Origin of the sequence: Streptomyces sp. WZ-12 (assembly GCF_028898845.1) — a bacterium.
Classification (GTDB): Bacteria; Actinomycetota; Actinomycetes; order Streptomycetales; family Streptomycetaceae; genus Streptomyces.
Map to the genome: position 1 here is coordinate 86811 of NZ_CP118574.1, position 20507 is coordinate 107317.

Annotated in this window: 17 protein-coding genes and 2 pseudogenes; 8 read left to right on the plus strand and 11 right to left on the minus strand. The window is 71.1% G+C overall.

Going from position 1 to position 20507, the window contains the following annotated elements; all coding sequences use genetic code 11:
* Positions 1-15: 15 nt before the first annotated feature.
* The 6 genes from PV796_RS00290 to PV796_RS00315 form a co-directional block, all read right to left on the minus strand.
* Positions 16-2592: an acyl-CoA reductase gene (locus PV796_RS00290; protein ID WP_274910654.1), complete on the minus strand. Its 2577-nt coding sequence runs from the start codon at positions 2590-2592 to the stop codon at positions 16-18.
* Positions 2589-3755, minus strand: coding sequence for a LuxE/PaaK family acyltransferase (locus PV796_RS00295; protein WP_274910655.1), 1167 nt, complete (start codon positions 3753-3755; stop codon positions 2589-2591). The genes PV796_RS00290 and PV796_RS00295 overlap by 4 nt, the downstream gene beginning before the upstream one ends.
* Positions 3752-4954 (minus strand): GNAT family N-acetyltransferase, encoded by a 1203-nt coding sequence (locus tag PV796_RS00300; RefSeq protein ID WP_274910656.1) that lies wholly within the window; start codon positions 4952-4954, stop codon positions 3752-3754. The genes PV796_RS00295 and PV796_RS00300 overlap by 4 nt, the downstream gene beginning before the upstream one ends.
* On the minus strand, positions 4951-6270 hold the full coding sequence (locus PV796_RS00305; RefSeq protein WP_274910657.1) for an MFS transporter: 1320 nt from the start codon (positions 6268-6270) through the stop codon (positions 4951-4953). The genes PV796_RS00300 and PV796_RS00305 overlap by 4 nt, the downstream gene beginning before the upstream one ends.
* A complete protein-coding gene (locus PV796_RS00310; protein ID WP_274910658.1) occupies positions 6267-7571 on the minus strand; it encodes a phenylacetate--CoA ligase family protein in 1305 nt (434 codons plus the stop codon). Before PV796_RS00310 ends, PV796_RS00305 begins: the two co-directional genes overlap by 4 nt.
* Before the next feature lie 1040 nt (positions 7572-8611).
* Positions 8612-9205, minus strand: coding sequence for a GNAT family N-acetyltransferase (locus PV796_RS00315; RefSeq protein WP_274910660.1), 594 nt, complete (start codon positions 9203-9205; stop codon positions 8612-8614).
* A 235-nt stretch (positions 9206-9440) separates the two neighbouring features.
* Here PV796_RS00315 and PV796_RS00320 point away from each other — a divergent pair, with 235 nt between their 5' ends.
* The 4 genes from PV796_RS00320 (at position 9441) to PV796_RS00335 (ending at position 12991) form a co-directional block, all read left to right on the plus strand.
* A complete protein-coding gene (locus tag PV796_RS00320) occupies positions 9441-10121 on the plus strand; it encodes a TetR/AcrR family transcriptional regulator (RefSeq protein WP_274910661.1) in 681 nt (226 codons plus the stop codon).
* A 54-nt stretch (positions 10122-10175) separates the two neighbouring features.
* Positions 10176-11411, plus strand: coding sequence for an acyltransferase family protein (locus tag PV796_RS00325; protein ID WP_274910662.1), 1236 nt, complete (start codon positions 10176-10178; stop codon positions 11409-11411).
* A gap of 136 nt (positions 11412-11547) precedes the next feature.
* Complete coding sequence (locus PV796_RS00330) at positions 11548-12378, plus strand: NAD(P)H-binding protein (protein ID WP_274910663.1); 831 nt, start codon at positions 11548-11550, stop codon at positions 12376-12378.
* An 82-nt stretch (positions 12379-12460) separates the two neighbouring features.
* Positions 12461-12991 carry a MarR family winged helix-turn-helix transcriptional regulator gene (locus PV796_RS00335; protein WP_274910664.1) on the plus strand — a complete coding sequence of 177 codons (531 nt, stop codon included), beginning with the start codon at positions 12461-12463 and terminating at the stop codon, positions 12989-12991.
* Positions 12992-13008: 17 nt separating this feature from the next.
* On the opposite strand, the pseudogene PV796_RS00340 reads toward PV796_RS00335, so the two are convergent.
* Both PV796_RS00340 and PV796_RS42190 read right to left on the minus strand, forming a co-directional pair.
* Positions 13009-14022: pseudogene (locus PV796_RS00340) on the minus strand (Rieske 2Fe-2S domain-containing protein).
* 1 nt (position 14023) lies between these two features.
* Positions 14024-14164, minus strand: a pseudogene (locus PV796_RS42190) (recombinase-like helix-turn-helix domain-containing protein); the annotation flags it as partial.
* Here PV796_RS42190 and PV796_RS00345 point away from each other — a divergent pair.
* Positions 14127-14327 (plus strand): hypothetical protein, encoded by a 201-nt coding sequence (locus PV796_RS00345; RefSeq protein WP_274910665.1) that lies wholly within the window; start codon positions 14127-14129, stop codon positions 14325-14327. The pseudogene PV796_RS42190 and the gene PV796_RS00345 overlap by 38 nt on opposite strands.
* 30 nt (positions 14328-14357) lie before the next feature.
* On the opposite strand, the gene PV796_RS00350 is transcribed toward PV796_RS00345, so the two are convergent.
* Positions 14358-14948 (minus strand): ArsR family transcriptional regulator, encoded by a 591-nt coding sequence (locus tag PV796_RS00350; protein WP_274910666.1) that lies wholly within the window; start codon positions 14946-14948, stop codon positions 14358-14360.
* 115 nt (positions 14949-15063) lie between these two features.
* Between PV796_RS00350 and def the strand changes: the two genes are divergently transcribed.
* Positions 15064-15753: a peptide deformylase gene (gene def, locus PV796_RS00355; RefSeq protein ID WP_274910668.1), complete on the plus strand. Its 690-nt coding sequence runs from the start codon at positions 15064-15066 to the stop codon at positions 15751-15753.
* Between the two features lie 34 nt (positions 15754-15787).
* Here def and PV796_RS00360 read toward each other — a convergent pair whose 3' ends face one another.
* The gene (locus tag PV796_RS00360; RefSeq protein WP_274910669.1) at positions 15788-16345 is read right to left on the minus strand and encodes a Uma2 family endonuclease; all 558 of its coding nucleotides are present in this window, start codon (positions 16343-16345) and stop codon (positions 15788-15790) included.
* Between the two features lie 277 nt (positions 16346-16622).
* Here PV796_RS00360 and PV796_RS00365 point away from each other — a divergent pair, with 277 nt between their 5' ends.
* Positions 16623-17276 carry a DUF4360 domain-containing protein gene (locus PV796_RS00365; RefSeq protein WP_274910670.1) on the plus strand — a complete coding sequence of 218 codons (654 nt, stop codon included), beginning with the start codon at positions 16623-16625 and terminating at the stop codon, positions 17274-17276.
* 99 nt (positions 17277-17375) lie between these two features.
* Here PV796_RS00365 and PV796_RS00370 read toward each other — a convergent pair whose 3' ends face one another.
* Entirely contained in the window at positions 17376-18596 is a 1221-nt protein-coding gene (locus tag PV796_RS00370; RefSeq protein ID WP_274910672.1) for a M20 metallopeptidase family protein, read from the minus strand.
* 122 nt (positions 18597-18718) lie between these two features.
* On the opposite strand from PV796_RS00370, the gene PV796_RS00375 reads away from it, so the two are divergent.
* Positions 18719-19804 carry an Lrp/AsnC family transcriptional regulator gene (locus PV796_RS00375; RefSeq protein ID WP_274910673.1) on the plus strand — a complete coding sequence of 362 codons (1086 nt, stop codon included), beginning with the start codon at positions 18719-18721 and terminating at the stop codon, positions 19802-19804.
* Positions 19805-20507 lie beyond the last annotated feature (703 nt).

A 20507-nucleotide genomic window follows, 5' to 3' on the forward strand; every position in this document is an offset into this window, starting at 1 on the left:
CGAGTCACCGCCGCATCAACTCGCCGTCGTCCGGCGGTCGATGACGGTGCGGAGCTTTCCGCTGGTGGGCGTGCGCTCGAAGGCGGACGTGGCGGCGGTCTCCACCGTGCAGGCGAGCAGCGCCTCCGGACCGACCGCCGAACCGAGTTCGGGGATGTTGGCCAGCAGTGCGGTGCGGGCCGCCTCGGGGTCCGGCGCGTAGGCACCGTCCAGGCGGACGGTGAGCTGTTCGCGGTCGGCCTGGGAGGTCAGGATGAGCTGCAACTCGCCGCGGTAGCCCAGGTGTTCCTCGGCGACCTGGGTGAAGCGGCGGTAGTTGAAGTGGTATGTACCCATGCGGAACACATCGCCGTACCGTCCCAGGAGTTCGATGCGCGGGATGTGGCTGCCGCAGGGGCAGACCCCGTCGACGGCCCGGCCCAAGTCACCGATCTGGTAGCGCTCCAGGCGCTGGCCGGCCCGGGTACGGGTGGTGAAGACCAGCCGGCCGGGCTGCCCGGCGGGGGCCGGGCGGTCCTGTTGCGGGTCGAGGATCTCCAGGGTGTGCAGGTCGGTCAGGACGTGGTGGACGGTGCCCTGCGCGTGGGCGCACTGGTAGCCGAGCGGGCCCAGGTCGGTGCTGCCGTAGGCGGCGGAGCGAATGACCTCGACGCCGAACTCCTCGGTGAGGATGCGGCGTTGCTCGGATGTGAAGTGTTCCCCGCCGTAGAAGACCTTGCGGATGCCGCCGTAGGAGCGGAGCCGGTCGCCCTGGGCGTGGAAGAGCTGCCACAGGTAGGAGGGCATCCCGAAGAGGGTGTCCACGCGGTAGGTGACCAGGGCGTTGGCTATCGCCTCGTGGTCGGGTCCGGCGGCGATGGGAATCTGGGTGGCGTTCAGGCGTTCCAGGATGGAGAAGAAGCTGATGAAGCTGCCGTACATCTCCCCGCAGAAGAAGAGGTTGGCGGCGCGGTCGTGGGCCGGGTCGAAGCCCGCCGCGATCAGGCCGTTTCCGGAGGCGGTCATCTGGGTGTCGTAGTCGTCGCAGGTGAAGACGGACAGCGCCGGGGCGCCGGTGGTGCCGCCGCTGTGGAAGTAGAGCTGGGCGTGCTCCGGTGCCAGGGTGCGGATCTGGGCCTGGGCGGCCGCCTTGTCCATGAGCGGGCCGGTGGGCGGGGCGGGCAGCGCGGCGGGAGCGACCAGGTCGTCCAGGCACGGGGTGGTGGTGAACGCGGCCTCGGGGGCCTGGACGCTGACGCGCCGGCTGTAGCGCTGGAGGGCGTAGACGCCGTCGTGGGGTTCGCCGTGGTAGCCGTCGAGCATGGCGCCGAGCGGGGTGATGCGGTCCACGCCCGCGGTGAACAGCGTCCTGGACAACTGGGCGAGATCCGCGCGGTTGCCGCCGACCCCGGCGGTCTGGAGGTAGCGGCGCATGGGCCGCAGGGTGGCCACGATGTCCCGGCGGGGCAGCGGCTTGATCCAGACGGTGCGGTGCAGCGGGGAGGCGGTCAGCGCGGGGCGGGTGTCGGCGAAGACCCGCCAGCTCCCGTCGTCCGCGGCGAGGACCTTGGTCAGGCCGAGGTGCTGCTCGGCCCGGGCGACCAGTTCGGTGGTGGTGAGCTCGGCCTGCTCGGCGGGGTCGGCACCGTCTTCGGCGCCCCCGCAACCGCTCGACGGGGTGGGGAACTTGGCCGACACGTCGTCCAGGACCGCGGCGAACTCCTCGGCGAAGGCGAAGAGTTGGGAGGGTGAGTCGGCGTCCGGGTCGGTGTCGAGGTAGACGACCTGCGGGCTGGAGCACGCCTGCTGTTCGAGTCGGCAGACGTCCGTGGCCAGCGCGAGCAGGGCCGCCCGGTCCGTCCAGGCATCGCGGGTCAGATAGCCGAACGAGATCTTGTGGCCCCACTCGACGAGCCGGCACCCGGGCGGGACGAGGGCCGCGACGCCCGCCACGGCGTCCTCGCCGCCCCATACGGCCACGGCGTCCGCGGGCGCACACAGCAACCGCATCAGGTCCTGGCGACGGGAGGAGAAGCGCAGGGCGATGATCCGGCGGCCGACGGCGCCGGTGGGATCGGCCGCGGCGATCTCGGCGAGCAGGTGCTGGGCGAGCGGGGTGTCCGTGCTGCTGGTCTTGAGGACGTTGACATTGCCCGCGAGCAGGCCCTCCACCACGCTCAACGGGGCGACCCCCGCGGCGTTGCCCGGGGCGATGTGGACGAGTAGGCCCACCGGCGCCCATGCCTCGTAGCGGGTCTCCCTGGCATCGGGCCTGGTGAGCCGTTCGGGGCGCGGGCCGCCGAGTTCGCGCCGCAGCTTGCGTTCCAGGGCGGGGCGGGCGAGGGCGTCGGCGAGTTCGGCGAGGGTGGCCGCGGCCTCCGCGCGGTCGGGTCCGTCCGCGGTACCGGTCTGCTGGGCCATGAGGCGGGCGTGCAGGTCGCCGTCCGGTTCCCGCAGTGCCTGGCTGACCGTGTCGCAGGCCAGCAGGACCGTCTCGGTGGACAGTGGTTCCGCCAGAACGCCCTCGACCAGGGTCGGCAGCTCGGCGAGCCGCTTGGCCGCCTCGGCGTCGTCGATGAACGAGCCCTGCCAGTAGTGGAGTTGACGGGTCATGACATTCCCTTCAGGAGTTCTGCGGCGGCCACCGCGCAACTGCGGTTGCGGCTCACCCCGGCGCGACCGTGGATGGTGAACCAGGGGGTTTCCAGGGCGCAGCCGCAGGCGTCCCCGGGGTGCAGTGAGGCCAGGTCGCCCATCACGACGCTCTGCGCCGGGACGGAGGTGATGTACGGGGAGACCAGGTGGAGGTAGCCGGGCCGGTCGTACGGCAGGGGTTGCAGGGTCCGGGTGTCGCGGATGGCGGCGCGGGACCAGACCGGTACGTGCAGGCGGTGGTGGTCGCACTCGATGTACGGCACGCAGTGCTCGACGGAGCCGTAGGTGTCCCGGATCCGCTCCCCCGGGATGCCCAGTTGCTGCGTCACCTCGTCGTAGAACTCCTCCTTGGGGATCTTGCGGTCGGCGTGGCCCTTCCAGCCGCCGCCGAGGATCACCAGGGAGCCGGGCGGGAGTTGGAGGGGCGGGATGCCCGCGGTGCGCATCCGTTCCAGGGTGAAGTGCAAGAACGCCGGGAAGCCGAGGATGCGCACCGGCAGCCCCTCCTCGGCGTAGCGGTGCAGGGCGTCGATGCAGCCGTGCACGTCGAACTCGTGGCTGCTGCCGGTGTGGCGCAGGGCGTGGGTGGTGTGGCGCGCCGGCGCGAAGTCGCACAGGTAGTTGTCGGTGAAGGAGGTGCCGACGCGGAGTTGCGGCGCCGGCTCGTAGCTGTAGAGGAGGTAGTTGACGGGTTGTTCGGGGGTGATCCATCCGTAGTGGTCGAAGATGCGGGCGACCATGCGTTGGGCGGAGCGGATGGTCCACTGGTCGTAGAACATCTGGGACTTCTGCCCGGTGGTGCCCGAGGAGGTCAGGTGCAGGAAGACCTCGTCGCGCGGGATGGAGAGCACCTCGTGCCGCTTGAAGAAGTTGGCGTGCAGCAGCGGGGTGCGGGTCTCCTGGCCGACGGTCGGGGCCGGGGTCTCCGGGGTGTCTGCGAGGAGGGACCGGAAGAGGTCCGAGCGCTCGGCGTGCCAGGCGTTCGTCTCGGCCATCGCGGCGGCGAACAGGGCGTCGGCCTCGGGGCCGGTGGTGTAGGGCGATGGGAGGTCGCAGAGTTGTTGGACGTGGGCCAGGGTCGTCGGGTCGGGGACCTCGACGGGGGCGAGATGGGTGTTCATCGGGCAACCTCGTGCTGGGGCAGATAGGTGGACGCCCAGGCGGTCAGGTACGCGCTCAGGTAGGGCTGGATCAGCGGGCTGACGGCTGTGGTCCGGAAGTCGATCTGACGGTCGGTACGGGAGAGGACCACGTAGTCGTGGAAGCGGTCGCCGATCCGACGCATGGCCGGATAGCAGGCGCTGGGGACGAACCCGGCGTTCAGGAACGCCCGCAGGCCCTCGGTGTCGGACAGCGGCACCAGCGTCTCGACGTAGTCGGCGCCGGCTCGACTGAGCGTGGCCATCAGCGAGTTCAGGGCGCCGGTGGCGGCCGACGGGTGCGGGTGCACCGCGACCAGGGCGCAACTGCTGGCCGCCGGGTCGAGGTCGGCGTAGATCTCGAACGCGCCGTCCGGCGCGGTGAGCACCGTGTTCGGGGCGCGCAGCGGCGAGTAGGCGCCGGCCGGGTCGGGGAACAGCTCGCGGAAGCGGCGGCGGACGAATCCAGGGGCCGTGATCACTTCCAGGGGTGCCTGGGTGCGGGTGGCCGCGGGGGCGGTCAAGACCGCGGTGGGTGCCGTGGCCGTGGCCAGGCCACCGGCTGGGGAGAACGGTGGCGGGGCCGGGTCCGCCACGGCCGGTGCGTGCGCCGCGGCGTAGGGAACGCCGGTGCTCTCCTCGGCCGCGTGCAGCAGTGGTACCAGTGCCTGGGGTACGGCCGGCGCCTGTTCCCGGCGGTCCAGGACGCCCTCCGCGTAGCAGGCGAACAGCGCCAGGGTCTCGCAGCCGGAGACGTCGGCGGCGTTGGGCAACAGGCCGAGCGGCCGGTATCCGTTGCGGGCGACGACGCGTTGGGGTGCCTGGGTGACCATCCGGACGGTGGTGTAGAGCGAGTCGATCGCGCCGGTGGCGAGGGCGTCGGCGGTGACCGCGCCGGTCAGCCGGCCGGCCAGGCCGCCCTGGCGGTGGCGCGGGTGGACGGCGAGGCCGACGAGTTTGCCGACACGGTTGCCGCGGTCGGTCTGGACGACGACGGAGCCGGCCAGTTCACCGTTCTCGGTGCGCGCGACGAGCCAGTGACAGTGCGGGTCGGTGATCAGGCGGGACATCACGGCCGGATCGCTGCCCAGTGGCACCGGGTAGCCGTGGCCGTAGACGTCGAAGTAGAGCTGTCGGAGTTCGGCGATGTCCTGGGACATCGCCGGGTGCATGGTCGTCATGAAGCCTCCCCCAGTGATGCGCCTGCGACGGCCGCCGGGGCCGGCGCGGTCGTGGCGGCCTCGACGGTGGCGTCCTGTGGTGTTGTCGTGCGCCTGCCCAGCCACCACAGCGCGGCGGCGAGCGGGACCAGTCCGACGGCCTGTACCAGGCACAGGGTCTGTGGTGAGAGGTGGTCCCCGAGGGCGCCGAAGACCAGGGAGGACAGCGGGAAGGTAGCGCCGAGCAGGGCCTGCATCATGGCGAAGAACCCGGGCTTGTCCGCTGCCGGGACCAGTCGTTGGAACAGTGCGACGAACCGCACGCCGATGACGCCCACGCACCAGCCGGCGACGATCAGGGCGCACACGGCCGCCGATCGGTCGGCGAACAGCCCGGGGGTGCCCAGGGCCACGGCCATCAGGGCCAGGCAGGCCCCGCCGATGGTGGTCGGGGATCCGGGCAGTTTGGCGCCGGTGAACGAGCCCAGGAGGGCGCCGAGGCCCAGTGCGGTTTCCAGTGCGGCCACGGTGGCCCCCTGCGCGTGCAGCACGCCCCGGGCGTACAGGGGCATGACAACATAGACGGCGGTGCTGAAGACGTTCACCGCGGCGAAGCAGAGCAACACCCGGCGGATGAAGGGGTGTTCGGCCAGGATCTGACGGAGCGTCCGCGTTGCGGGCCCGCCGTCGGACGGCGCTCCCTCCTCCGGTGCCGTGGCGGCCCGGGGGAAGCGGGTGAGGAACACCAGCGCCGCGGCGGCGAGATACGCGCCGGCGCATCCGGAGACGATGCCCGTCAGGTCCCAGGCATCCACCACGAGCGGACCCAGCAGCCCGCCGGCCAGTCCGGCCAGGGACTGGGTGGCGAGTTCGAAGCCGGTCGCGGCCTCGATGTCGGCGTCGTCGACGAGTTCGGGCACGGAGGTCGTCAGGCACGGGTCGAAGAGTGCCTGGCAACCGGCGAGCAACAGTGCGGCGCCGTACGCGACGAGGGTCGGGGGCGGTGCGAGGTACGTCCATCCGGCGGTGCCGGCCGCGACCAGGCCGGCCACGGCAGCCGCCGCCGCCAGCACCGTGCGGTGTGGGCAACGGGCGATGACGCGCGCCACCAGCGGGGCGAGCGCCACCGCGGGCAGCGTGCTCACCGCGAGGAACACCCCCGAGGCCAGGCCGCGGTCGCTGACGCCGGCGGCGGCGTGCCCGACGATCCACCACACCACGCCGACCTGGAACATCCGGCCGGCGGCCTGGGTGAGTACCTGTGCGGCCCAGACGGCGCCGAAGGCCCGGTTGCGCAGAACGATCGGGAGTCGGCGCGGGGCCGGGGTCGCGGTCATGAGTGCGGCCGTTCGTCGATGACCCGCAGCAGCTTGCCGGTGCGTGCGTTGACGACGAGTTCGTCGTGCCGCACCCATTCCACCGCCAGCGGGTGGACGCGCCCGGCGTCGACCTCGTCGGCGTACATCGGGCGGGCCGCGTCGATCTCCTTGGCGATCGCGGCGGCCAGGTGCGCCAGTTCGCTCGGTTCACCGTTGCTGCCGGCCGCGACCGGCGCGTCGGAGCCCGGTCCGCCGTCGACGGCCAGCCGCAGCACCAGTCCGTCCCGGCCGTCCCAGCGACGCACCACGAGCTGGGTGCCGATCACCCGGCCGGTCGGGTCGGCGGCCCGCACCAGGTCGTGCACGTCCCGCGTGTAGAGGGACACCGCGCCCATCCGCACGCCCTCCTCGGCGCGGCCGAGGACGCGGAAGACTCCGGCGGCCACATCGGTCCATTCGGCCCGGTCGCCCACGGGGTAGCGGATGATGGGCATCAGGCGGCGGCGCAGGTCCGTCACGACGATGCGGCCCGGGACGCCCTCGCGGGTCAGGGGCTCGCCGGTGTCCTCGTCGAGGATCTCGACGAGGGTGTGGGGCGTGAACGCGCGGTGGACGCGGGGGTCCGCGCCGGGGACGGCCTGGCCCAGGAGCCCGGAGTCGACGCCGGCGTAGCCGATGGAACGGGCCTCCGCCCGCGGGAACGCCCTGCGGAGCAGCGGCCGCTGGTCCTCGAACAGTCCCTCGCCGCCGAAGAACAGCAGCTCCACGCCCGGGAGTTGGCGCCCCTCGCGCACGAGGTGGTCGGCCAGGCCGCAGAGCGTGGTCGTGGTGCCGGCGATGACGTCGACGTCGAATTCCTCCAGCGTGTGAACGGTGGAGGCGAGTGGTGCGCCGCCGCCGATGGGCAGTCGCACGTTGGCGACGGGTGCCCGGTGGAGGGAGTCCAGGATGAAGGTGAAGCTGGCGTAGAGCTCGCCGGCGTAGAAGAGGTCGGCGACCCGATGGCCGGGACGCAATCCGGCCTCGACGAGTCCGGCGCCGAACGCCGAGGTGAATTCCCGCCATTCATCGCGTGTATAGACGGAGAACTTCGGCGCGCCGGTCGTGCCGCCGCTCTTGAAGACCAACGCCTCGTCGAGCGGCCCGGTCAACAGACCGTTGTCGCGGGGTGTATTGGCTCGCCAGAATGCGTCGTGGGGCGCGACCGGGAGCTCCGTTATCTCACTCACGCGGTCGGGTAGACCGGCGTAGAGATCCCGGTAGAACGGGGAGTTGGCACGCACGAAGCGTACGAGTTCCGTCAATGTTTGAACGGGCATAACATTCCTGCTTTTCGGCATTCCGAAGGACCGGAACCGCGGGGTGTGCGGCACCAGTTCTTGACGTTTTTCTGCGGCAGAAGGCATGGCTGGGCCCGTTCCGGGCCGTCCTCACATGCCTTTCCGCACGGGTGACTTCCGTCGGTGATGCTATGTCATATGGCTTGTTCCAGCTGACAAGTCCCACCACCGTAAACGGGATTTTTACCAACCGAGATCACACCGGATGGCCCACCCATCCATCGGGTTCCTCCTGTTTACGGTGACGTACCTCACCGCCGATTTATGGAACCGTAACCGCCTTTCTGAGCGACCACAGCGACCCCCGCTTACGGCGACGACAGTGAACGCGATCCACTCCCGCCGACCGACCATCAGGATATTCGGTCGCGAAATAGCGTTGGGCCACCGGCCGTACGCAGGCCGTTAAAATCAGCCAACTTCCGCGGGCCCGGGAAAACCATCCAGGACGGGAAACCGCCACGGCCGCGCGACCTGGATCGAAAGAGTGAGAACTCGCCTAACGGCACGGGCAGATGGACATCGGCACACCATCGAGCGAACGGGGTGCGCGCGCCGCCGGGCCCCCAACGCCCCTCCCTCCGGCGAGGAAAAGGCGCCTACGGAGCCAGTCGACTCCCCCGCCGCGAAGTCCCCCACAGTTCACGGAGGGCCGGCTCGGCCAACTGACCAGGGCTCCGACCGCCCGCACCGTAGCGGGCCTCGATCACCAACACGCCGGCGGTGAGCTGATGTTCAGCCCGACTCCGGGCAACCCCTCGCCATCGCCTTCCCGCTTCCGGGTCGGGCCGTCGCGAGCAACGACCGCAGCCTAGAGCCTTACCGCGGGCCGCCCTAGCGCATCAATCAGAGCATGGCCATGGCGTGACGACGATCGTCACATCATCCCCACAAAGTGTCCGAATACCACCTGGACTCCCTACTCCCCCGAGAACTACCCCAGCCTCACGGCCACTCCGGCCTCGACTGGGGTCCGTCGCCTCGCACGCACGGCGCAGGTCAGATCGGATGCGCCGGGGTCAGACGTCGCCCCGGACGAGGGCGTGCAGATGCTCGTCGTGCCAGCCGTCCGCGTGCAACAGCGCGCTGCGCATGGTGCCTTCGAGGGCGTAGCCGGCCTTGGTCGCGACCCGGCAGGAGGCCGGGTTGGCCACCGAGTGGCACAGGCGGAGACGGTGCAGGCCGAGGTCGTTCAAGGCCCATTGGGTGAGGCGTTCGGTGGCTTCGACCACGACGCCACCACCACGTGCTGCCGGCAGGATCCAGTAGAAGATCTCGGCGCTGCCGCCCTTGAGATCGATGTCGCCCCATCCGATGAGCCCGAGGGCCTCGCCGTCCGGCCGTGCGATCGCCCAGATCGCGCTGAGCTCCGCCCGCCAGCGCTCGTGCATGGTCTCGATGCGCCGGCGGGCCTGGTCCGTTGTCTCCACCAGAAGGCGGTTCCACTGGCGAATCGCCGGATCGCGGCTGGCGGCCACCAGGGCGCCGGCGTCGGAGAGGCGCCAGGGACGCAACTCCAGGCCGCACGGCAGCCCGAGCACCGGTTGGGCCTGCCGGGCCATCTGCCCCGCGGGAACGACGGGTGCCGGGACGGGAGGGAGGAAGGTCACCATCGCGGCATCGTCGCACGACCATCAACTCCCCTGTTCCCGCCACTGGTTAGGTCCTGGCTCGACTCTACGCGTCCGGCCCTGCCGACCTGCCGGCTATCTGACTGGGTGGCCGACTGGTTCGCTGACTGGTTGATCGACTGGCCGCTGGACCACTTCAGGCGGTGCCCCTCGGCCGCATCAGGGAGTGATCAAGGCCACTGGACAACCAGTTGGCCGGGCGGCTAGATTTCTGGCCATGCGGTCAGAAATTAGTCCGGACGGCCAACCCGACCATGGGCAGGGCCGAAAGGCGGGGCGGGGGCGCTCGGTCATCGAGAAGGTGCGCCGGGCCCAGATCATCGAAGCTGCCATCGAAGTCATTGCGGAACGGGGGTTCGCGAAGGCTTCGATGGCTCAGATCGCCGCACGGGCCGGTGTGAGCAAGGGCGTAATCTCGTACCACTTCGCCGGCAAGGAGGAGTTGATCGCGCGAACCGTCGAGGAGGTGTACGAGGGACTCGGGGCCTTCGTCGCCTCCCGGCTCGCGGGGCAGACCGGCACGGACGCCTGGCTGCGCGTCTACATCGGTTCGATCGCCACGTACATGGCCGACCACCGGCCCCAACTCACCGCGCTCGGCGAGATCTTCACCCACGCCCGCACCGATGCGGGCGAGTTGCGGTACGGCATCGCCTCCAGCGAGCCGCTGTACGCCCACGTCGAGAGCGTCTTCCGCGAGGGCCAACAGCGCGGCGAACTCCGTGCGTTCGACGTCCGCGTCATGGCCGTCAGCCTGCAGGCCGGGATAGACGACATGTTCGCGTACTGGAGCGCCCATCCCGAGCACGACCTGATGGCGCACGCCCACGAACTCATCGATCTCTTCTGGCACGCCACCCGGGCGGACGGCCAGGCAGGCCACGCGGCCAAAGCCTGAGCGGAGAACGGCACACCCTACACACAACAGAAAACGGAACGGGGGAAGATCTCGATGGCACACGATGTCGGGCGCGCGGTGGCGCCTGCCGGCCAGGCACACACCGCGACAACGCCCAACCCAACACGCCTGTACTACGTCGACAACCTGCGCATCGCGCTGACGGCACTGGTGGTTCTGCACCACGTCGCCCTCACCTACGGCAACATCCCTGCCTGGTACTACACCGAGCCGGCCAAGGACGGGACCGGCCTCGTCCTGGACGCCTTCGTCACCCTCAACCAGGCGTTCTTCATGGGCTTCTTCTTCATGATCGCCGGGTACTTCACCCCGGCGTCGTACGACCGCAAGGGCCCGCGGCCGTTCCTCCGCGACCGGCTCAAGCGGCTGGGCATACCACTGCTCCTCTTCCTGCTACTGATACGCCCGGTCACGGACTTCGGCGGGTATCTGCACCTGCGGGACGCCTTCGCACAGCGCGGCGACTCCCTCCCCTACTGGATCTACTACCTCGCGAGCTGGGACGCGGGTCCGATGTGGTTCGTGGAGGTGTTGTTGGCGTTCGCCCTGGTGTACGCGATCGTCCGCCGACGCGCCGCCCGCCGTCTCCAACACGCCACCGGTGGCACGGAGTTCGGACGGTCGCCGTCCATCGACCCGTCGACGCTTGATCGATCGACGCCTCGGGCACCGCGCCCGCGTGCGATCGCGCTCTTCACGGTCGGACTGGCCCTCGCCACCTATGGATGGCGCATCCTCGTGCCGAACGACATGACCGTCCCCTTCCTCGGACTGCCCACGCCCAGCTTTGCGGTGCAGTACGCCAGCTTCTTCGTGCTCGGCGTGCTCGCGTACCGGCGTGGTTGGCCGCAGGCGCTCTCCCGTCGGGCGGGCCGCTGGGGATTCGTCGTCGCGACGGTGGCGACCCTCGCCTATCTGCCCGTGCTCGCCACCGCGAAGGCCGGGACGCTCAACGGTCACGGAAGCTGGCAGTCGCTGATCGGCGCTGCCTGGGAGTCCGCGTTCGCGGTCGGCATCGTCCTGGGCCTGACCGTGACGTTCCGGGAACACCTCAACCGCCAGGGCCGATCGGCCGCCTTCCTCTCGCCACACGCCTTCGCGGTGTACGTCCTCCACGCGCCGGTGCTCGTGGCGCTCGGGCATGCCTTCGGCTGGCTGCACGCCCCGGCGGTGGCGAAGTTCGCGGTCGTCGCCGCGCTCGCGCTCCCGCTGTGCTGGGCTCTGGCATACGCCGTCCGACGCCTGCCGCACGCGGATCGGGTGCTGTAGACGGGTTCGTCCCCCCGCTGCGGAAGTCCGAAGCCCCCCAGACAATTGGAGGGTTCCTCCGGTAACGTCAACGGCCCGCGGCCGAGGCCGCGGGCCATGACGGCTTCTCGGGCTCCTCGGGGCCATTGGAGGACGGATGATCCTCGTGACGGGCGCGACCGGCACCATCGGTCGGCATCTCGTGCGGGCACTCGCCGAGTCCGGCACCCGCTTTCGCGCGCTGGTGCGGGACACGGCCAAGGGACGGGAGTTGGGCTGCGAGTTCGCCGTCGGGGACTTTGACGATCCGGCGTCGGTGGCGGCAGCGCTGCGCGGCGTTGACCGGCTGTTGCTCAACAGTGGCGGTGCGCTGCCCATCGCCGGGCAGCAGCCGATGGTCCGGCAGCAGGCCAGCGCCATCGACTTGGCGCGGGCCGCCGGCGTGACCCAGGTGGTGAAGGTGTCGGCGTGGCAGCCCGGTCCGGCGGCCAAGCTCTCCGTGCGGGCGCACTGGGAGATCGAGGAACACCTCAAGGCATCCGGATTGGGGTGGTCGATGCTGCAACCCACCGGCTACATGCAGAACTTCTTCACCGGCGAAGGTGGCTTTGCGCACGGGAGTGCCGTGGCGGGCCCGTACGGCACGGGTCGGGTGGCGTACATCGACGCGTATGACGTCGCGGCTTGTGCGGCCGCGCTGTTGACAGGTCCGCCGAGGGACAGCGCGACGTACGCCCTCACCGGTGCGGAGGCCCTGACGCATGAGGAGATCGCCGGGAAGTTGGGAGTGCCGTTCCGCGATCTGCCGCCGCAGGAAGCCGCCGCGGAACTCCGCGCAACAGGGCTGCCTGACTGGTTCGTTGAGGACCTGCTGTGGCTCCACGCAGATCTGGCGTCCGGCGGGATGTCCGAGGTGACGACGGCCGTACGGGATCTCACGGGACGGGCACCGCGCACGTTCGATGGGTTTTTGGCGGCGGGAGTGTAGGGGCAGGGCATGGGGCGAAGGTGTTGTCGTCGGGGTGGCTGCGATGCGGCGGTGGCGTCCGGTGGTCGTGTGAGGGGACGGGATGGAGCGCAGGGCGGCGGCGGGCGGGGGTGCCGTGGCGGAGGTCATCGAGGACTGGGCGCGGGAGCGTCCGGAGTTGGACACCGCCCCGTTGGAGGTGCTGGCCAGGCTGCACCGTTCGTTCCTGCGGTACAGCACCCGGCTCACGGCGTCGATCGAGCGTCACGGTCTCTCGGTGGCCGGCTTCGACGTGTTGACGGCGCTGCGGCGGTCGGGGCAGCCGTACCGGTTGACCGCGGGCCAGCTCGCCGATTCGGGGCTGGTGTCGTCCGCCGGGGTCACGTTGCGGATCGACCGGTTGGAGAAGGACGGGCTGATCGTGCGGGAGCGGGACGCGGCGGACCGGCGGGTGGTCTATTCGCGGCTCACCGACGAGGGGTTGGCGAGGGTGGACGAGGTGTTCGCCGAGCATCTGGACAACGAGCGGCGGATGTTGGGTGGGATGTCGCCGGCCGAGTGCCGTCAGCTCGCGCGGCTGTTGGGCAAGTTGGAGCACTCGATCCTGGCGGCGGACGAGGACCTGTCCGACTGACGACGCGTGTCTGGGGATCACTGGGGTGTGGCGGGGGTGGCCTGTTGTTGGGCCCGGGCCCAGTACAGGCGGCGCAGCCGGACCACGCCGAGATCGTGTTGGTAGAGGTTCTCGTGTTGGTCGGCGTCGGTCGGCATGGCTTCGAGCATGGTGCGGTCCTGTTCGAGGACCTCCCAGTGCCGTTCCTCGATGAGGGTCTTGTAGAGGAAGCGCCAGGTGTCGCGCTGCCAGCCCTGTACGCGGCGGTAGCGCCAGAAGAAGACGCCGGTGCGTTCGGCGTCCACCGGGCAGGTCATGCCGAAGGGGCCGCCGGGGCCGGCTGAGGGCGGATACGGAATGGAGAGGTCCACCCAGTCGACGCCGGTGCGGCACAGCTCGACCCAGTCGAAGTTGACGCCCCGTTGGTCGGTCTTCTCGAAGAACTAGCCGCGGTCGGTCTCGCGGATGCGGAACTTTGCGGTGGTGTCGCCGTCGTACATGGTGTGCGACTCGCGGTGCAGGAACGCGCCGTGCATGGGGTCGAGGAGGTTCTCCATTACGTAGCGCCAGGGGGCGTTCCACTCGGCGTGGCAGAGGATGGGTTCGATGTCGGGGTCGTCGAGGGGTTCGGGGAGGGTGAGGGGGACGGGTTCGGGGTGTTGGTCGTCGCCGAAGTAGGCCAGGATCGCGCCGGCGACCTCGCGGACCAGGAGCGAGGCGACCAGTTTCCTGCCTTCGAGGGCGCAGCCGGGCAGGCCGGGGACGGACGAGACGGTGCCGTCGGTCTCGACCTCGACGCCGTGGTACCAGCAGGCGACCCGGTCGCCGAGGTGCTTGCCCAGGGACAGGGGCGCACCGCGGTGCGGGCATCGGTCTGCGAGCAGGGCGGGGGTGCCGTCGGAGCGGCGGAAGAGCAGCCACTGTTCGCCGAGGACGGTGACCTTGTGCATGGCGCCGCGGGCGAGGGAGGTCGAGGGGGCGACGGGGTGCCATTGGTTGCGCAGGCCGTTGGCGTAGATGTGCTCGGCGGTGTCGGTGGTGGACAGCGGCATCTCAGGCTCCCAGGCGGTGCATCTCGGCGCGGAAGGACTCTTCGGTCCACGGGGTTCCGTCGGGTGCGGCTACCTGACGCGCGTTCAACCCGGCGATGATGTCGGTGAGTTCGTGGCCGTCCTGGGTGAAGATCTGTTCCAGGGGCGTCGTCCTCGGACCCCTCGTCGTCGGGGCGGTCCTGGCGGCGGGCGGCGGCCTGGCCGTGGTCTTCGCCCAACTGGCGGGCGTGGCGGCGGTGGGGGCGGTCATCGCCCTGTTCGCCGTCGAGACCAAGGGGCGGACGCTGGAGGACCTCAACTCCTGAGCCGCCCGCGGCGCGTGGCGGTCGGCCCGGTCACCGGTCCTCGTCCGCGCCGCCCGTCGGCCGCCCGGCCGCCTCGTCGAACAGTGGGAACAGCCGCGTGATCAGCGCGACCGGCCGGGCGCCGTCGGGCCGGGCCAGCGGCCGCTGTTCGCGCTCGCGGTACGGGGCGAGCGCCGTGCGGACCGCGTCGGCGACCCGGCTCATCTCCTCGGGTGTCAGATAGGCGAGGGCGCTGAAGGCTTCGTCCCGGCGCCAGGCGGCGGGCGCCTCGTCCCGCCGCTCCAGCCAGCGCCGCCAACTCTCGTCCTCCAGCCCGCGGGCGAGGTCGTCGAACTCCTCCGCGGCCGGGCCGGCCTCGGGGTCGGGCCGCCGCAGTCGCCAGGGGCGGGCGCGACCGCCGTGGTGCGGGGCCTCCTCGATCCGGCCGTGGCGGGCGAGTTGGCGCAGGTGGAAGGAGCAGAGGCCGGAGCTGTGGCCGAGCCGGGCGGCCGCCTCGGTGGCCGTGACGGTGCCCACCTCGGCGAGCAGCTCCAACAGGGCTGTGCGGACCGCGTGTTGGGGCAGTCCCTGCCCGGTCGGCGAGGTCCTGCCGGGCGGGGCATCCAGGTCTTCTTCGGTCACTTTGCAAAGTCTGCTACTTTGCAAAGCGCCGCGCAAGCCCGGCCGTTCGGCATCCGCGCGGCACCGGCGGACCGCCGATCGCGAGATCCGCACGGCCCGACCCAGGGGGACAGCCATGTCGCACCACGACCATCGACCCACCGCCCTCGCGCACCGATCCAGCGCCCCCGACCGACGCGTCCGCGTCCGCGTGCAGGGCGCCCCGGCCGACTCCTATCCCGCCCTGCCGCCGGAGGCCGAGCGCGGGTCGGTGCGTCGGATCACCGAGGTGGGCGAGGAGGTCCTGAGCCGTCCGTGCCGCGAGGTGACCGAGTTCGGCACCCCCGAACTCGCCGCGCTCATCGACGACATGTTCCTGACCATGCACCTCGCCGACGGCGCCGGCCTGGCCGCCAACCAGGTCGGCGTCGACCTCCGGCTCTTCGTCTACGACTGCCCCGACGACCACGGCACCCGGCACGTCGGCCACCTCATCAACCCGGTCCTCGAACTCCCAGGGCCCGGCCAACGCCGGCTCATCGACGACGCCGAGGGATGCCTGTCCGTCCCCGGCGCCACCATGGACGTCGCACGCACCGACCGCGCCGTGGCCCGCGGTCTCGACAAGGACGGCCGGCCACTGGTGATCGAGGGCACGGGCTACTTCGCCCGCTGCCTCCAGCACGAGACCGACCACCTCGTGGGGCACACCTACCTCGACCGGCTCGCCACGCGCCAACGCAAGGACGCGCTGCGGCAGATGACGGCCCGTCGGGCCGAGGTCTCCGCCCGACGGGCCAGCAAGGCGGCGGACCTGGGGCGGTAGCGCCCTGACGCCCTCTCCCCCTCCGAGGGCGGGCTCACAGCCCCCCGGTGTCGAGGTCGATGCCGAACGGATCCGGGATGCGGACCGGCGACCCGTAGGGGTGCGGGCCGTCGGTCCGGGCGTAGCCGAGGCGGCCCGGGCCCGAGTAGAGGGTGAGGGACCGCTGTTGACGGTCGACCAGGAGGTAGAGCGGCGCGCCGTACTCGGCGTACCGCTGGCGTTTGACGACCCGGTCGGTGTCCTCGTCCGCCCCCGAGGTGACCTCGACGACGAGGAGGGTGTCGACCGGTCGCAGCGCCGCGCCGCCCTTCGCCGCGGCGGCCGGGACGACGGCGAGGTCGGGGACGTACCAGTTCGCCGAGCCGGGGAGGTCGAGGTTGCCGGAGCCGATCACACAGCCCAGCTCCCGCGCCCGGGCGCGGATCTGCTCGCGGAGGGCGTCGGCGACGGCCTCGTGGTCCCAGTCGGGCGGCGCGGCGTCGATGACCCCCTCGATGATCTCCGCCCGGTCGTCCTTGAGGTGCTGGATGGCGTATTTCAGGGCACGTTCGGGGTCGATGCCGTTGCTGTAGTCGACGGGCGCGTCACTCACCAGAACCGTCCTAGGGCGCGGGGGCGGCTTGCGCCCTCAACCTAACGCCCCGGCCCGGGTGAGCGCGGGGCGACGGGCGCACTGCGGTCACCTGGGCGGCAACCCGCGCGCCCCGGTGCGCCCCGCTCCTCCGCCGGGCGTCCGAATCAAGGCGTAGTTTCACCCCAATCCTCGGGAGCGGAGCTGTGCAAGCCGAGGTTCCCGTGCTGGCATGCGGTCGTCATCCACTCCTGGTGTGCCCGCACCGCGGGTCCAGGACGACCGGAAGGAAGAGCCCATGCTCAGCGCCCTCAGTACCGGTGCCGCAGCGGCCGCCTTGCTCCTCGGATCGGCATCCCCCACCGCACCGGCGCGGTTCGGCGACGACCCGCCGACCGGCAACATCACCATCGACGTGGCCACGGTCAACGGCTCGGGATGCAGACCCGGCAGCGCCGCCGTGGCGGTCGCCCCCGACAACACCGCCTTCACCGTCACCTACAGCGAGTACCTGGCGCAGGTGGGCGGCGCCAGCAAGCCGACCGACGCCCGCAAGAACTGTCAGATCGCCCTCAACGTGCACGTCCCGCAGGGCTTCACCTACGCCATCGCCCGGGCCGACTACCGCGGCTACGCCTCGCTCGTCCAGGGGGCGAAGGGCCTGGAGCAGGCGAACTACTACTTCCAGGGCCAGCCGGAGACGGCCCACAGGGCCCACACGTTCGCCGGCCCGTACAGCGACAACTGGCAGACCTCGGACGAGACCGACCTCAACGCCCTGGTCTACGCGCCCTGCGGCGAGGAGCGTTACCTCAACATCAACACCGAGCTGCGGCTGGACGGGTCCGCGGCGGACCCCAAGACCACCAGCTACATGGCGATGGACTCCACCGACGGCAGCATCAACACCTTGTACCACTTCGCGTGGAAGCAGTGCCCCGCGTCGAAGTAGCGCCACTGCGTGGCGAGTTGGCCGGATCACCGTAGGCCAGGGGCCCGTACGCTGCGGCGTGCGGGCCCCGACACGGAGGCGACGACGGCTACTGGCCGTTCAGCCCGCGGCCGGCCCGGCGGTCGCCGCCGTGGTCGTCAGGCGGCGGTCGGCGAGTTCGGTCAGCAGGGCCGCCTGGCGGTACAGGACGCGGTCGTCGAAGACGGCCCGCGGCGAGTGGTTCATCGGCGCCTGCTGCCAGTCGGCCCCTTCGGGGGCGGCGCCCACCAGCAGCATCGCGCCGGGGACGCGCCGCAGGACGTGGGCGAAGTCCTCGGAGCCGTTGGTGGGTTGCGGGGACTCCCACACCTCGTGGGGCGGGAAGAGGTCGCGGGCGGTGGTCAGGGAGAAGGCGGTCTCGCCGGCGTCGTTGACGGTGACCGGGTAGTGGTGCTGGTACTCGACCTCCGCGTCCAGGCCGTGGGCGGCGGCGATCGAGCGGACCAGGCGGGGCAGGCCCGCGGCGAGCTGTTCCTGGGCGCGCTCGGAGTAACTGCGCACCGTGGCCTGGAACTCGGCGGTGTCGGGGATGACGTTGGCCTGGGTCCCGGCGTGGAAGCTGCCGATGGTGACGACGACCGGGTCGAAGATGTCGAAGGTGCGGGTCACCCAGGTCTGCACCGCGGTGACCATCTCGCAGGCCGCCGGGACGGGGTCCTGGGCCGCGGCCGGCGTGGAGGCGTGGCCGCCCTTGCCGCGCACCGTCACCGTCAGCAGGTCGGAGGCGGAGGTGATGGTGCCGGCGCGGGTGATGACCACGCCGCCGGGCACCTGGTTGGACGCCACGTGCAGCGCGTACGCGGCGGCGAGCGGCTTGCCCGCCGCCTCCAGGACTCCCTCCTCGATCATCGCGCCGGCCCCGTTGTGGCCCTCCTCGCCGGGCTGGAACATGAACACCACGTCGCCGTGCAGGCGTTCGCGGCGGTCGGCCAGCAGCGTGGCCGCGCCGACGAGTCCGGCGGTGTGCAGGTCGTGTCCGCAGGCGTGCATCCGGCCGGGGGTCTCGGAGGCGTACGGCACCCCGCTCTCCTCGGTGACCGGCAGGGCGTCCATGTCGGCGCGCAGCAACACCGCGCCTCCGGGCCGGCCGCCGCGGAGGACCGCGGTCACCGAGGTGAGGTCCCGGCCCAGGCTGATCTCCAGCGGTAGGCCGTCGAGGGCCGTGAGCACCTTCTCCTGGGTGCGCGGCAGCGTGAGCCCCAACTCCGGTTGCCGGTGCAGCGACCGGCGCAGCCGCTCCAGTTCGGGTTGCAGTTCCTTGGCGCGTTCCACTGCCGACATGCCCATTCCCATTCCTGTTGCCCGGGGGTTGCCTGGTACGGTCCGGCCGTACCCGGTCCAGGCTGTGGCTTTTGCCGACCTGCGGCCGCAATTCGCCGGAAACACGCAAGGAGGGGCTCATCGTGCAGGATTCCGGGCGAGCACCTCGGACCCTGGATCATGTCGATCAGGCCCTGGTGCACGCCCTGCAGATCGCGCCGCGGGCCAGTTGGGCCCGGATCGCATCCGTCCTCGGTCTGGACGCCGTGACGGTGGCCAGGCGCTGGCACCGGCTGACCGAGTCCGGCGCCGCCTGGATCAGTTGCCATCCGGCGCCGGTTCTGGCCGCCTCGGGCCAGGGGTGTCTGGCGTTCGTCGAGGTCGACTGCGCCCCCGACCGGCTCCATCCCGTCGCCCGCGCGCTGGCCGCGGCCCCGCACGTCGCCGCGCTCTCCCACGTCAGCGGCGACCGGAGCCTGCACCTGAACGTGATGGCCCGGGACCTGGCCGCGCTCTCCCGCTGGGTGACCCGCGGTCTCGCCCCGTTGGACGGGGTCCTGGGGGTCCACACCCACCTGGCCGGACCGGTGCACACCGAGGGCAGCCGCTGGCGGCTGCGGGCCCTGGACGGGCAGCAGGTCGCCCAACTCGCCGCGGCCGCACCCCGCACGCGTACCGACACCCCCGCCTTCACCCTCGACGGCCTCGACCAACGGCTGGTCACCGCGCTGTCGGTGGACGGTCGGGCCACCTACCGCGCGCTGGCGGAGCAGTGCGGCGCCAGTCCCGACACGGTGCGGCGCCATGTCAACAGGCTGTTCGCGGCGGACATGCTGCACGCCCGGTGCGAGGTCGCCCGCCCGCTGTCGGAGTGGCCGGTCGCGGTGTCCCTGTGGGGGCAGGTGCCGGCGGCCAAGCTTCGGGAGGTGACCCATCGGGTCACCGGCATGCGCGAGGTCCGCCTGTGCGCCAGCGTCATCAGCCGCCACAACCTGCATCTGGTCGCCTGGGTGCGCTCGCTCGACGACGCCCAGCGCTTCGAGGTCCGACTCGCCGAACGGGCCCCCGATTTGACCGTCACCGACCGCGCGGTCGCACTGTGGAGCATGAAGCACAGCGGTCATCTCCTCGACGAGGAGGGCTACCGGGTGGGGGCGACGCCTTTGGCGCTGTGGGACGAGGAGGGGGCGGAGCCGACCGGGCCGGTTCCGGGTGCGGCTTCGGGGTGACGCTCCGGCGCGGGTGGGCATCGACGACGCCTCCCGCTGCAACGCCCCTGCCATAACGGCAAGTTGGACTCCGATACCACACGCCTACACGGCGATTGCCTGACATTCGGGCACTGTTGATGACACATCAGGCATGTCACTCCGGACGGTTCGACATAAGCGAACCCGACCGGAGCAGCACGCGCATGACCTGAACAGGCCGCTCTCCAGGGGAAGTTGACCCGCATTGATGAAAACGGTCACCAGATACACATCCGGCGAGGCGGCGAGGGCGTCGGGCGGAGCGTTCCGCTTCACCGTGGCGGCCGTCGCGTGCACTTCGGGCATCCCGGCTGAACCTTGTCGCGACACACAAGAACACGGCGGCGCAAGGGAAAGGAGGCGAACTGTGGTGCAAGAGGTGCGTAAGAATGCGCGCAACGGTGAATTGCGCCAGGAAGCAAGGGGGTTACCGTGGGTATTTCTGTGCGGGCTCTCCGGGTGGCGTTCAGCGCCCGGGAAGCGGGCTACGGGGGCGACGCCGGGGGCCACGAAAACGGTCAGCGAAAAGGGCGCGACGGTCGCTCCCCGGGCCACGCCGGACGGCGCGGCCCGGCGCGAGCGCTTCTCTATTGCGGGCACGTAACGCGGGAATGGATAAACGCATACCGGGGAAACAACACGCCCGTGTCGCCGGACGCTGCCCCGGGAGAGGCGGTGTCCG

What these genes read in the sequence shown, in the direction of transcription:
- PV796_RS00330 (WP_274910663.1), top strand. Translation starts at nt 11,548, where the DNA reads ATGATCCTCGTGACGGGCGCGACCGGCACCATCGGTCGGCATCTCGTG.
- PV796_RS00320 (WP_274910661.1), top strand. Translation starts at nt 9,441, where the DNA reads ATGCGGTCAGAAATTAGTCCGGACGGCCAACCCGACCATGGGCAGGGC.
- PV796_RS00290 (WP_274910654.1), bottom strand. Translation starts at nt 2,592, where the DNA reads ATGACCCGTCAACTCCACTACTGGCAGGGCTCGTTCATCGACGACGCC.
- PV796_RS00325 (WP_274910662.1), top strand. Translation starts at nt 10,176, where the DNA reads ATGGCACACGATGTCGGGCGCGCGGTGGCGCCTGCCGGCCAGGCACAC.
- PV796_RS00315 (WP_274910660.1), bottom strand. Translation starts at nt 9,205, where the DNA reads ATGGTGACCTTCCTCCCTCCCGTCCCGGCACCCGTCGTTCCCGCGGGG.
- PV796_RS00300 (WP_274910656.1), bottom strand. Translation starts at nt 4,954, where the DNA reads ATGACGACCATGCACCCGGCGATGTCCCAGGACATCGCCGAACTCCGA.
- PV796_RS00370 (WP_274910672.1), bottom strand. Translation starts at nt 18,596, where the DNA reads ATGTCGGCAGTGGAACGCGCCAAGGAACTGCAACCCGAACTGGAGCGG.
- PV796_RS00305 (WP_274910657.1), bottom strand. Translation starts at nt 6,270, where the DNA reads ATGACCGCGACCCCGGCCCCGCGCCGACTCCCGATCGTTCTGCGCAAC.
- PV796_RS00365 (WP_274910670.1), top strand. Translation starts at nt 16,623, where the DNA reads ATGCTCAGCGCCCTCAGTACCGGTGCCGCAGCGGCCGCCTTGCTCCTC.
- PV796_RS00310 (WP_274910658.1), bottom strand. Translation starts at nt 7,571, where the DNA reads ATGCCCGTTCAAACATTGACGGAACTCGTACGCTTCGTGCGTGCCAAC.
- PV796_RS00295 (WP_274910655.1), bottom strand. Translation starts at nt 3,755, where the DNA reads ATGAACACCCATCTCGCCCCCGTCGAGGTCCCCGACCCGACGACCCTG.
- PV796_RS00335 (WP_274910664.1), top strand. Translation starts at nt 12,461, where the DNA reads ATGGAGCGCAGGGCGGCGGCGGGCGGGGGTGCCGTGGCGGAGGTCATC.
- def (WP_274910668.1), top strand. Translation starts at nt 15,064, where the DNA reads ATGTCGCACCACGACCATCGACCCACCGCCCTCGCGCACCGATCCAGC.